Genomic DNA, 12,919 nt, shown 5'->3' with positions numbered 1-12,919 from the left:
TCAATATTGTTTCATCTTTGATCTAATACGAGGATCAAAAAATGCATATAAAATATCAATGATGACATTTACGACGGAGATTGTAATCGCCACATATACAACCCCTCCCAAAATACTCGGAATATCAGGGATAAACTGCTTATCAACGATATAACTTCCAATACCACTAATGTTGAATACCTTTTCTGTAACAGCCGCTCCTCCAAGCATGCCGCCGAAAAGCAGTCCAATGACGGTAATAATCGGAATCATAGCATTGCCAATTCCATGTCGCCATAGAATATGCTGCTGACTTAGCCCCTTTGCTTTTGCTGTAATCATGTAATCTTCATGGATAACTTCAAGCATTGATGACCTAGTCATCCGAGCAATCGAGGCAGTTAACCCCGTACCAAGGACGATGACTGGCATGAGTAAAGATAACCAATTTTCTGGGGAATACGTGGCGGGAAGCCAGTTCCATTTAATCGAAAAGTTCAAAATGAAAATGAGTCCTTGCCAAAAGTTTGGAATGGACAACCCAAGTAATGCGATAAACATGAACGAATAATCAAAAAATGAATATGGTCTTGTCGCAGAAATAACCCCTATTGGAATGGCAATCACAACCGCCATGACGAGTGACCAAACAGCTAATGTGAGCGTGATAGGAAATTTATTCGCTATGCTCGTTGCCACTTCTTCATTTCCGGTAAACGATTTTCCTAGATCAAATGTGAAAAGTCCTTTTAAAGCATTCCAAAGCTGTTGAATATATGGCTGATCTAGACCATATAGGTGATTAAAAGCGGCGATTTGCTCCTTTGTTGCGGATTCTCCAAGAATATTTACTGCTGGATCAAATGGAGAGAAATAGAGAATGGTAAAGACAAGAATGACTACACCGATAATCACCAATACACTCATAAGCAGCCGTTCAATGACATATTTCAAGAATGCATGTCGGTATAAAAAAAGCAGAATGTACATTGGTAAGCCTGGAACCAATGTCACCATAAGAAAAAGTCGGTTAGATAATAGTGAAGCAAAAACCGTATGAAACGAGACTTTCGCCCGGCCTTGTTTTTTTAGCTCTTCCTCAACTTTCAATTTGACTATTTTTTGAAAGGTTTCTTCTGTCCACTGAAGAGTGAATCTGTCGATCTCATGTGGATCTATTTTTTCATGAAAGAATTCTTTTTTTCTCAACACTTGCTGCTGAATATCCGCTCTCATTTCCTCTTTAGCGCCGGAAGCCTCTAAACGAGCCTTCACTTCTTCTAATACGTGAAGATATGAATCTTGTTTACTCTTATGTAAATAATAAAAAAACACACACAAATGCACGGGTAAACCAACAATCCATAGCAATAATTGATATGAGCGGCGTGATTGAATGTCTTGAAATATTCGACTTACCCAAGATGAATGAGAAATGCCGCTAATCTCATCAAGTTTTACAGTTACCATTCTCGACACCCCATCGTTCCCCCTTTCACATGAATGTTCGTTCCAAAAAGTTAATTGCATTATTCCGACCGGTATAGTAAAGTTTATGCTAGCTTTATTTGAAAGTCAATATCCATATCATACAGGTGGTGGGAAAAATTGAAGGATTTAGTACCTCTTTTAAAAGTGAAGGATTTGCATATATCTTTTCACACACGGGATGGCGAATTAGAAGCTGTCCGTGGTATTAGCTTTGAAGTAAACAAAGGAGAAACACTTGGTATTGTTGGGGAATCAGGAAGCGGGAAAAGTGTAACTGCCCGGAGCATTTTACAACTCCTCCCATCACCTCCTTCTTTTTTAAAATCAGGAAGTATCACCTTTCAGGAGGAAGAACTCACAACAAAAACGGAAAAAGAAATGCAGGCTGTAAGAGGTCATGATATTGGCATGATTTTTCAAGACCCTATGACTTCTCTCAACCCAACGATGCGGATCGGCCCCCAAATCGCCGAAAGCTTGATCAAACGCAAGAAGCTTTCAAAAGAAGAAGCTAAACGACAGGCCATTGACCTTATGAAACTTGTAGGGATTCAGCATAGTGAGGAGCGCTATCAGCAATATCCGCATGAATTCTCTGGCGGTATGCGTCAACGAATCGTCATTGCCATCGCTTTAGCCTCTCAGCCAGCCTTGCTTATCGCAGATGAACCAACGACCGCACTCGATGTAACAATGCAATCCCAAATTTTACATGTGATGAAGGATATTCAAGAACGATTTGGGACATCGATTATTTTCATCACACACGACTTGGGTGTTGTTGCCGGAATGTGTGATCGGGTGGTTGTGATGAAAGAAGGAAAAATTGTCGAGTCAAATACAACAGAAGAATTGTTTGAGAACCCTCAGCATGCATATACACAACAGCTTCTCAATGCTTTGCCTCGTTTACATGAAAAGAAAAAAAACAAGAAAGATTTTGATGCCATGCATTTCAGACATCACCCGGCTTTACTGGAAGTTAAATCATTATCTCAGCACTTTCAAATCGGTAAAGGGCATGTACTAAAAGCGGTTGATCAGATTGATTTTTTGATTAAACGTGGAGAGACACTGGGACTTGTTGGCGAATCAGGTTCTGGGAAATCAACCACTGGCCGAGCGATCCTTCGCTTAAACGAACCAACAGATGGCGATATCTTATTTCAAGGCATTCCAATCCACCGTCTGTCGAAAAAAGAAATGAAAACGATGCGACGGCATATGCAGATGATTTTTCAAGACCCTTATTCTTCTCTAAACCCTCGCTTTAAAGTGCTGGATATTATCGGACAGGCGCTTGATCTCCACAAGTTAAGCACAACCAACACTGAAAGGAGAAAAAGGGTGGAAGAACTGCTTGAGATGGTTGGCCTAAAGCCTTCACATGCCGATCGGTATCCTCATGAATTCTCCGGAGGACAGCGCCAGAGAATTGGGATCGCAAGGGCGCTTGCCGTCAAACCACAATTGATAGTATGTGATGAACCTCTGTCTGCACTTGATGTTTCTATCCAAGCGCAAATTGTACGCTTGTTAGAGGATCTTCAGAAAAAGCTTGGGTTGACTTATTTATTCATTGCACACGATTTGTCGATGGTGAAACATATTAGTGACCGAGTAGCAGTGATGTATGCTGGGAAAATTGTGGAATTAGCCGAAAGTGAGGAGCTTTACAACAATCCACAGCACCCCTACACAAAATCGCTACTTTCAGCTATCCCTATACCTGATCCTAAAGTAGAAGCAAAGAAGGAAAGATTCGTTTCGGCAGAACAGATGGACGAAGATATTTATGATTTACAGAATGCAGAGCTAGTAGAAATATCAAAAGATCACTGGGTTGCCATTCCAAAAGCACAATAAAAAAGGTGTCCCCGTTGTACCGGGGCCACCTCTCAGATTGTTGACAAAGAGCTAAAATGAACTTTATTTTAGCCCTTTGTCTTCTTTTTAGTGTGATAGAAAACCTTTGCAGTCTAGGAAGGACGCGTACCGGAGCGAATTTGACATTCGTGAACACCGGCACGCAGGACTGATACAGAATGCATGGGTTTGTCTACATGCTAAGAGTGAGCTGCTGCGCTCACCTTTGATAATTCAAACGCATCATGAAGGGCTTCTACCGCTTTCACCATATCTTCACGATCCACGACGGTTGAGACTTTGATCTCAGACGTACTGACCATTTTGACTTGGATGTCTTTTTGAGCTAACACGGCGAACATTTCAGCCGCAACGCCTGGGTTTGAAACCATACCAGAACCAACGATAGATACTTTGGCTAATTTGCTTTCTGTCTCAATCTGCTCATAGCCAAGTGCGCCTTTGTATTCTTCTAATACTTCCACTGTTTTGGACAAATCATCCGTTTTAACAGAGAAAGAAATTGACGTCTGATTCGTGCTTGTGACGGACTGGATGATGATATCGACATTGATATTTTGCTTAGCAAGCGTCGTAAAAATGGTCGACAATGTTGTTAAACCGCTTGAAAGCCCGCACACCGTCACGCGTGTCATCTGATCTTCAAATGCAATTCCTCTTACCACTAAATTTTGTTCCATGGATGATTCCTCCTCGATTAACGTCCCCGATTCATTTTCAATACTAGAACGGACTTCTAAAGGGACTTGGTAATTTTTCGCAAACTCGACCGCTCTCGGGTGCAGCACGCCAGCTCCTAAATTGGCTAACTCAAGCATTTCATCGTATGAAATACCTGCGAGTTTTCGCGCAGACGGCACATAACGCGGATCTGTTGTAAACACGCCTGGTACGTCCGTATAAATATCACATTTGTCCGCTTTGAGTGCCGCAGCTAGTGCCACAGCCGTCGTATCTGATCCACCTCGTCCGAGTGTTGTAATATGTAGATCATCCGCAATCCCTTGGAAGCCTGCTACAACGACGATTTTTCCCGCACTTAGCTCCTCTTTGATTCTTGATTCATCAATGTCCACGATTCTTGCATTTCCGTGCACCTTCTCTGTTTTCATCCCAGCCTGCCAGCCTGTAAAGGAAATGGCGTCATAGCCTTTTGCCTGCAGTGCCATCGCCAATAACGAAATGGTCACTTGCTCTCCAGTCGTGAGCAGCATATCCATTTCTCTTTTGCTTGGATCATCTGTGAGTTCTTTCGCTAGGTCTACTAGAACATCCGTTGATTTGCCCATCGCAGACACAACCACGACCACATCATTTCCTGCCTCGCGTTCAGCGATGACTCTCTCTGCGGCTTTGCGAATTTTTTCTGTTGATCCAACGGATGTTCCGCCAAATTTTTGTACAATTAGTCCCATGTCTACCACCCTTTTTCAAAAGATCACGTGTGAGAGAAGAGGCTGCGGAGACTGCTCTGTTCACTGCAAATAAAAAAGCAATGAGAGAACAAATCTCCCATTGCTTTAAAATCATCATCAAACGATGCAAACAATGAGATAGCCCTCCAAGAAATGAATTCTTGACAGCCCTACATTTCTTCAATGTACAGCCAGCGAATAAAATGAGTGGATTTTATTCACTTCGGCGACGCTCCCCTTTCAGCCCTCTTCTTAGATCCCATCGATCTCTGAAGGCCTACTCTTGAAGTTCGCACCTCTATCTTCAACAAACAACACGTTCATTTATTAAATTAGTCACATTTTAACAGACTTTTGGAGAAAGTACAATCTATTTTTTTAATGCCTCCATTAAAAGTTCAGCCGTTTGTTTCGGAATACCTGCGTCCTGAAAATCTTGGATAGAGGCTTCTTTCATCTTTTTCACAGAGCCAAACTGTTTAAGCAGCTGCTTTTTACGTTTTTCTCCGATACCTGGCACATCATCTAAAATAGATTGAAATGCATTTTTTCCGCGTAGTTGCCTGTGAAAGCTGATGGCAAACCGGTGCACTTCATCTTGAATACGCTGCAATAAATAAAAGGCCTGGCTGTTACGCTCTAGTGCCACAATTTCAAGCGTATCACCCATCATAAGATTCGATGTCCGGTGTTTTTCATCTTTCACAAGACCTGCCACAGGAACAGACAGATTTAATTCATTTTCGAGCACATCTATGGCTGCGTTGATCTGTCCTTTTCCTCCGTCAATTAAAATCAAATCTGGCAGCGGCAGCTCATCCTTTAACACACGTGTATACCGCCTTCTAATGACTTCACGCATGGAGGCATAATCATCTGGCCCTGCAACAGTTTTAATTTTGTATTTTCGATATTCCTTTTTATATGGCTTCCCGTCCTGAAAGACAACCATAGCGGAAACTGGGTCTGCTCCTTGAATATTGGAGTTATCAAATGCCTCGATCCGGTAGGGCATATAAATATTAAGTGCATCGCCGAGCTGCTTAACCGCCCCAATTGTCCGTTCTTCATCACGCTCGATAAGCGAGAATTTTTCTTTGAGAGCGATTTTGGCATTTTGATGTGCAAGTAAAAGCAAATCCTTTTTCTTTCCTTTTTTGGGCTGATGAACATTCGTTTCAAGCAATTGCTCAATCATCTCTTGATCGACGCTGTCTGGCACCAAAATTTCCTTCGGCAGAAAATGGTTGTTCTTTTCATAAAACTGCCCCACAAACGTTAGGAATTCTTCCTCAGGGTCTTGATACATAGGGAACAAACTGACATCGCGCTCAATTAATTTCCCTTGTCTGATAAAGAAAACTTGGACACACATCCAGCCTTTATCATAAGCATAGGCAAATACATCACGATCGGATAGGTCACTCATCGTCATCTTCTGCTTTTCCATCGTTGAGTCAATGTATGCGATTTGATCTCTCAGTTCTTTTGCCCGCTCAAACTCTAGTTGTTCAGCCGCTTCTTGCATCTTCTCAGTTAATTCTTTCTTAATTTGCTGATGCCCTCCGTTTAGAAACCTTGTGATTTCATCCACGAGCTGCTTATTCGTTTCCTCAGAAATGTCATACACACACGGGGCGAGACATTGGCCAAGATGATAATAAAGACAGACGCGGTCAGGGAGTGTTGCACATTTCCTAAGCGGATATAAGCGGTCGAGCAGCTTTTTCGTTTCTCGAGCTGCTTGCACGTTCGGATATGGACCGAAGTATTTTCCTTTATCCTTTTTCACATTGCGGGTGACGATCAGCTTCGGATGCCGTTCATTCGTAATTTTAATAAAAGGATACGTTTTGTCGTCCTTGAGCATGACGTTATATTTCGGGTCATACTTTTTAATTAAATTCAGCTCTAAAATGAGCGCCTCAATATTGGAAGTTGTGACAATGTATTCAAAGTCTTCAATTTCACCGACAAGCCGCTGCGTCTTGGCATCATGAGATCCAGTGAAATAAGACCGCACCCTGTTTTTTAATACCTTTGCCTTCCCTACATAAATGACCGTATTTTGTTTATCTTTCATTAAGTAGCAGCCTGGTTGATCAGGTAAGACTGACAGCTTTTCTTTGATCAATTTGTTCATATTTTCATCCGTCCTTGTTTTCCTCTTTCACTCCTTCTAGTGTATCACGAACATTTGTTTTATACCATGTTGAAAGAAAAGCGGCTCTCGACTATACGAGAACCGCTTTAGGGATTATGCCGCATGGGCAAAATCGGTTTATAGATGTTTGTTGACAAGCTCAGCTAGTGCTTCTTTTGGTTTGAAACCAACAGACGTTTCGACGACTTCTCCGTCTTTTAAAACAAGAAGTGTTGGGATACTCATAACGCCGTATTTACCAGCAGTTTCTTGGTTATCATCCACATCAATTTTAACAATTTTCATTTTATCGCCCATTTCTTGATCAAGTTCTTCAAGAACTGGAGCGATCATTTTACAAGGTCCGCACCACGGTGCCCAAAAGTCTGCAAGAACAACACCTTCTGCAGTTTCTTGTGAAAATGTTGCGTCAGTCGCTTTTACGATTGCCATTATTCATTCCTCCAATGTAAATTATGCTTTTTAGTATAGCATCTACCCATGTGACTTGCGAATGAAATGCTTACGAATCATTTTTTATGAAATGAATTAAAAAATAAACCGTATAATCGCACCAATGACAACAATCGCACCGATGATCATCAGAATGGTTCTAAGCATATGACATAACTCCCTTTCCGCTTCATTTACCATGTATGTTGCCCCAACATTCTTCTCATCAAACATAGAAATATGCGAACAAGCTAGGTCGCCAGTCATCTTGATGACTGGGTTAGATGGGAGTTCGAGCCGTAGGACGCTGACCATTAGCAGATTGGGCGAACTTGAGGCTCAATTGACTGATGGCTTTTTCTCTATGCAAATCCCTTCAGCGGGCCTTTGCTTCAGGATGACATACAAAAAACCCAGAATACCTAGGCATTCTGGGTGGATGAGCGTTACGAGTGGATATTCATCTTTTTTAACTCTTCATTTAAAAGCGGAACGACTTCGAACAAGTCACCAACAATTCCGTAATCAGCTATTTTGAAGATTTCGGCTTCAGGGTCTTTGTTAATCGCCACAATGACTTTGCTGTTAGACATGCCCGCTAAATGCTGAATCGCTCCTGAAATCCCGCACGCAATGTAAAGGTCAGGTGTAACAACTTTTCCAGTTTGACCAATTTGCAGAGCATAATCGCAGTAGTCAGCGTCACATGCACCACGCGAAGCACCAACTGCTGCACCTAACGTTTGGGCAAGTTCTTTCAGCGGCTCAAAGCCTTCCTTGCTCTTGACCCCCCGCCCTCCTGCGACAATGATCTTTGCTTCAGATAAATCGACGCCCTCTGACGTCTTTTTAATGACTTCCTTCACAATTGTTCGCAGGTTCTGAATATCGACAGAAACTGGCATGACTTCTCCGCTTCGTGACGCATCCCGCTCCAGCGGCGGCACGTTGTTTGGCCGAATGGTCGCCAACAGCAGACGATCTGTCGAAATGACTTTTTCAAAGGCTTTCCCTGAATAAATCGGTCTAGTGAAAACAAGATGCTCACCGGTAACGCTTACACCTATTGCATCTGAAATTAAACCTGTTTGCAGGCGTGCGGCTATTTTTGGTGACAAGTCTTTTCCGATAGACGTATGACCAAAGAGCACTGCATCTGGATTGACTTGATCTAATATCGCCTGAAGCGCCTGCGCGAAACCATCAGACGTATAATAAGAAAGATGCGGGTGCTCCACAATCATCACATGATCCGCACCATAATACAGCAGTTCCTCCGCTTGCTCTTTGACGTTATCCCCTATTAAAACGCCAATTACTTCACCGCCATCCGCCACCTTGTGAGCGGCAGCAATCGCTTCAAATGTCACGTTTCTTAATTTACCGTCACGACTTTCTCCAAGTACAACAACTTTTTTACTCATCTTTCATGCTCCCCCTTGTTCTCGTGATTGATAAAGTGGATGTTTAGATGACTTTTGCTTCATTTCTTAGCAGATCGGTCAGTTCCTTGACTTGATCCTGAAGCTCGCCGCTCAGCACCTTGCCCCCCTCTTTTTTCTCCGGTAAGAAACGTTCGATTGTTTTGATTTTATATGGCACATCGTCTTCATCGAGATCTAAATCATCTAGTTCCAATTCCTCTAAAGGCTTTTTCTTCGCCTTCATGATTCCTGGTAACGATGGATAACGAGGCTCATTGAGACCTTGCTGCGCTGTGACCACAAGCGGAAGCTCGGCAGAAATCACTTCTACATCACCCTCTGCATCTCGTTCAATGGAAGCGGAGCCGCCATCAATTTGAATACTTGTAATCGTTGTGACATATGAAAAACCGAGTAATTCAGCAAGACGCGGGGCCACCTGTCCAGACCCGCCATCAATCGCTACATTCCCTGCTAAAATCAAGGAAGGTTCTTTATCCTTGAAATAGTGATAGAGAATAGTAGAAGCGGAATATTGATCCCACTCCTCCAAATCGTCTTCAACATTGATTAGAACGGCTTGATCGCAGCCCATTGCAAGGGCTGTTCTTAGCTGCTTCTCCGCATCCTCACTGCCAACTGTTACAACAGTGACTTCTCCCCCGTGCTCATCCCGGAGCTGAATCGCTTCTTCAATTGCATACTCGTCATAAGGATTAATAATGAACTCTGCTCCATCTTCTTGAATGGCACCAGACTGAATCGAAATTTTCTCTTCCGTGTCAAACGTACGCTTCATCAAAACAAATATATTCATTCATTTCTCCCCCTTGTGTCGTACTGATCCCTTACTCCCCTTTAAAATTCGGTTTGCGCTTTTCGATAAAGGCTTGGATGCCTTCTTTGGCATCATTCGACTGGAACACCTCACCAAACTTTTTCGCTTCCAGCTTCATTCCGCCATCATATGAATACACTTTTGCTGCATTCAATAACTCAAGTACATACTCAAGCGTTTTAGGGCTTTTTGCTGCAAATTTTGCCGCCAGTGTTTTGGCTGCTTCCAGCGCTTCTTCCTCTGTTTCCGCAAGTTTTGAAACAAGTCCGCAGGCAAATGCTTCTTCTCCTGTAATCGGCTCAGCGGTTCCCATCATTTCAAGTGCTTTAGCAGAACCAACGTAGCGAGGCAGGCGCTGCGTTCCGCCGAATCCTGGAATGATACCGAGGTTTAGCTCCGGCAGTCCAAGTTTCGCATCTTTTGTTGCAATTCGAATATCACACGACATCGCCAGTTCAAGGCCACCGCCTAACGCTGCCCCGTGAATGGAGGCAATGACAGGCTTTGAACATTGTTCAATTCGTTCAAACACTTGCTGTCCTCGGTCTGCAAGGCTTGCATAATCAGACTCTTTCTGTAAGGTCGTAAATTCTTTAATATCAGCACCTGCTGAGAAAAACCTTCCTTCTCCATGGATGACAATGGCTCTCACTTCACTGTTTTGTTCGAGCTCGTCAAACATGTCATTGAGTTCAGTGAGGAGCTGAGAAGATAAGGCGTTTGCAGGCGGATGTTGAATCGTAATGAGCGCTGTCTGTCCTTCTTGATGTAAGCTGAGTATCTTTTCCATGTCAATCATCCTTTTTCAATTGTCTTTAAGATTGATGTATTCCGTTTAAGAGAAGATCATGTACGTTTTCTGCGAGTGCAGGAAGGTCATACTTTTGATCATTCATCACCCATGTTGTAGCGGTTTCATCAATCGTCCCAAATACCATTTGTCTCGCTAAGCGGACATCTAAATCTTGTCTGAATTCTCCTGATTTCTTTCCTTCTGTTAAAATCGAGTCGAGCATATTTAAATACCCTTTCAGCACCTCATTGATTTTTTGCCGCAGCTCAAGGTTTGACTGTCTGAGTTCCAGCTGTGTCACAAGGGCCAAATGATGATCTTGCGAAAGCAGGCGAAAGTGTTCCTGAATCAATAGATGAAGCTTTTCTTTGGCAGACGGTTTCTTTTGAATATCTGTTTCCATCCGTTCGATGAATTGCCCCATTTTTTCTTTAAATAATGAGATCAGAATATCCTCTTTGTTTTTGAAATAAAGATAAATCGTTCCGTCTGCTACCCCTGCTTGTTTGGCAATCTTTGAAACTTGTGATTGATGATAGCCGTTCTCTGCAATCACCACAACTGCTGCATCAATAATTTGCATGTACTTCGGTCTTTTCTGATTCAATGTGCTTCGTCCCTTTCTAAATTGAATGATTATTCATTCATAACTTTATGTTAAAAAGAAACGATTGATTTGTCAAGAGATGTTCTTCTTTCTTTTCAACCTTTAGCATACCAAAGCTAACACGTACAATTCAAATCATCCGGCCCATGGACCGGATGACGCTCGTTCGTTCTCTCATTGATCGACTGGCGCTTCAGATGAAGCTGATTGCTTTCTTTTTTCTTCTTCAATTAACACTCTGCGCAAGATTTTTCCTACAGCCGTTTTAGGCAAGGATTCCTTAAATTCATACACACGCGGCACTTTAAATGAGGCAATTCTCGTTCTGACAAAACGATCAAGTTCTTCTTCTGTTAAATAGGCATCCTTTTTCGGAACAACAAAGGCTTTCACTGTTTCTCCCCTGTATGGGTCTGGAATACCTGCCACGACGACTTCTTGTACAAGCTCATGCTCATAAAGGGCTTCTTCGACCTCTCTTGGGTAAATATTATAGCCGCTCGCGATGATGACATCTTTTTTCCGGTCTACGATATAGAAAAAACCATCCTCATCCATATATCCGATATCTCCAGTGAAAAACCAGCCGTCTCTTAACACTGCCGCTGTCTCCTCTGGCTGATTCCAGTACCCTTTCATGATTTGAGGACCTTTGACGATGATCTCTCCGTGCTCATATGGCTCTTTGAGTCCACCCGTTTCCTCGCAATAAATACCGGCATCTGTATTCGGCCAAGGGCACCCAATACTTCCTATTTTGTTCTCCCCCCATAAGAAATTGGCATGAGTGACGGGTGATGTTTCTGAAAGGCCATACCCCTCTACCAGCCTTCCTCCTGTTAATTTTTCAAAGCTCTGTTTGACTTCAACAGGAAGAGCTGCCGATCCGCTTAGACAAGCCGTGATCGAGGATAGGTCATATTTTTCAATGTTTGGGTGATGAAGCAGGGCGATATACATCGTTGGTGCTCCTGGAAACAGCGTCGGTTTTTGTTTTTCAATGGTTTTGAGGGCATCAGCCACATCAAAACGCGGAAGAAGAATCATTTGATGCCCTTCTTTGACTGCAAGGTTCAATACAGTGGTCATTCCGTACACATGAAAAAAAGGAATGATGCCAAGAATCCGTTCTTTTCCTCGGTTCGTTTTATACATCCAGGATGCACACATTTCTGTATTGGCTAAAATATTTTCGTGTGTGAGCATGACCCCTTTCGGTAAACCGGTCGTTCCGCCTGTATATTGCAAAACGGCAATATCCTCTTTCGGTTCAAAGGATAGCTGCGGAATTCGTTCCCCTGACGATTCTTTCATGATCTGTGAGAAGTGATGAATGGAATCACTCTTCTCGACTTGAATGACCATGTTGTTTTTTCTTCGCTGCACGATTGGGAACAGTATGTTTTTTGGGAATGGCAAATAATCTTGTAATTTAGTGATGATCAAGTGCTCCATACTTGTCAGCGCTTTCATTTTATAGGCCTTTGGATACAATAAATCGAGAGTGATCAGCACCTTTGAGCCGCTGTCCTCCATTTGATATTCTAGTTCTTTCTCTGTATAAAGCGGGTTTGTTTGAACCACAATACCGCCTGCTATTAAAACCGCATAATAAGAAATGACCGATTGCGGGCAGTTTGGCAGCATAATCGCTACTCTGTCGCCTTTTTTCACACCGATTTCAATCAGGTGATTGGCCAATTTGAGCGCGTCTTCTTGTAACTGCTGGTAGGTGATGTTTTTTCCTAAAAAATGAATGGCTATATGCTCTGGTGCTGCCTCTGCGGAGCTGAATAAGTAAGATTGTAAGGTTTCATTTGGAATGGTGAGTTCGTGGGGAATTTGATTCGGATAATACAGAAGCCATCGTTTATCTGACTGCATAAAAA

At 42.6% G+C, this 12,919-nt stretch carries 10 protein-coding genes and 1 riboswitch; of the genes, 1 reads left to right on the top strand and 9 read right to left on the bottom strand.

The genetic code is table 11. From position 1 onward, the window contains the following. The gene (locus BK049_RS14480; RefSeq protein ID WP_008355961.1) at positions 1-1,458 is read right to left on the bottom strand and encodes an ABC transporter permease; all 1,458 of its coding nucleotides are present in this window, start codon (positions 1,456-1,458) and stop codon (positions 1-3) included. Between the two features lie 129 nt (positions 1,459-1,587). Here BK049_RS14480 and BK049_RS20010 point away from each other — a divergent pair, with 129 nt between their 5' ends. Continuing rightward, positions 1,588-3,336, top strand: a complete 1,749-nt coding sequence (locus BK049_RS20010) for an ABC transporter ATP-binding protein (RefSeq protein ID WP_071168819.1) — start codon at positions 1,588-1,590, stop codon at positions 3,334-3,336. A 200-nt stretch (positions 3,337-3,536) separates the two neighbouring features. On the opposite strand, the gene BK049_RS14470 is transcribed toward BK049_RS20010, so the two are convergent. The 8 genes from BK049_RS14470 to BK049_RS14435 form a co-directional block, all read right to left on the bottom strand. Continuing rightward, complete coding sequence (locus BK049_RS14470; protein WP_071168818.1) at positions 3,537-4,772, bottom strand: aspartate kinase; 1,236 nt, start codon at positions 4,770-4,772, stop codon at positions 3,537-3,539. A 131-nt stretch (positions 4,773-4,903) separates the two neighbouring features. After that, positions 4,904-5,081, bottom strand: a riboswitch (Lysine riboswitch). 61 nt (positions 5,082-5,142) lie between these two features. Next, a complete protein-coding gene (gene uvrC / locus BK049_RS14465; protein ID WP_071168817.1) occupies positions 5,143-6,915 on the bottom strand; it encodes an excinuclease ABC subunit UvrC in 1,773 nt (590 codons plus the stop codon). A gap of 138 nt (positions 6,916-7,053) precedes the next feature. Continuing rightward, positions 7,054-7,368, bottom strand: coding sequence for a thioredoxin (gene trxA / locus BK049_RS14460; protein ID WP_007501629.1), 315 nt, complete (start codon positions 7,366-7,368; stop codon positions 7,054-7,056). Positions 7,369-7,814: 446 nt separating this feature from the next. Continuing rightward, complete coding sequence (locus BK049_RS14455; RefSeq protein ID WP_071168816.1) at positions 7,815-8,792, bottom strand: electron transfer flavoprotein subunit alpha/FixB family protein; 978 nt, start codon at positions 8,790-8,792, stop codon at positions 7,815-7,817. A gap of 43 nt (positions 8,793-8,835) precedes the next feature. Further along, the gene (locus BK049_RS14450; protein ID WP_008355971.1) at positions 8,836-9,609 is read right to left on the bottom strand and encodes an electron transfer flavoprotein subunit beta/FixA family protein; all 774 of its coding nucleotides are present in this window, start codon (positions 9,607-9,609) and stop codon (positions 8,836-8,838) included. 31 nt (positions 9,610-9,640) lie between these two features. After that, a complete protein-coding gene (locus BK049_RS14445) occupies positions 9,641-10,420 on the bottom strand; it encodes an enoyl-CoA hydratase (protein WP_071168815.1) in 780 nt (259 codons plus the stop codon). A 25-nt stretch (positions 10,421-10,445) separates the two neighbouring features. After that, positions 10,446-11,030 (bottom strand): fatty acid metabolism transcriptional regulator FadR, encoded by a 585-nt coding sequence (locus tag BK049_RS14440; RefSeq protein ID WP_071168814.1) that lies wholly within the window; start codon positions 11,028-11,030, stop codon positions 10,446-10,448. A 174-nt stretch (positions 11,031-11,204) separates the two neighbouring features. Next, entirely contained in the window at positions 11,205-12,914 is a 1,710-nt protein-coding gene (locus tag BK049_RS14435; RefSeq protein ID WP_071168813.1) for an AMP-binding protein, read from the bottom strand. Positions 12,915-12,919: the final 5 nt, after the last annotated feature.

Source organism: Bacillus xiamenensis (assembly GCF_001857925.1).
In the GTDB taxonomy this organism is placed as follows: domain Bacteria; phylum Bacillota; class Bacilli; order Bacillales; family Bacillaceae; genus Bacillus; species Bacillus xiamenensis.
This window is presented reverse-complemented; position numbering and strand designations above follow the sequence as displayed.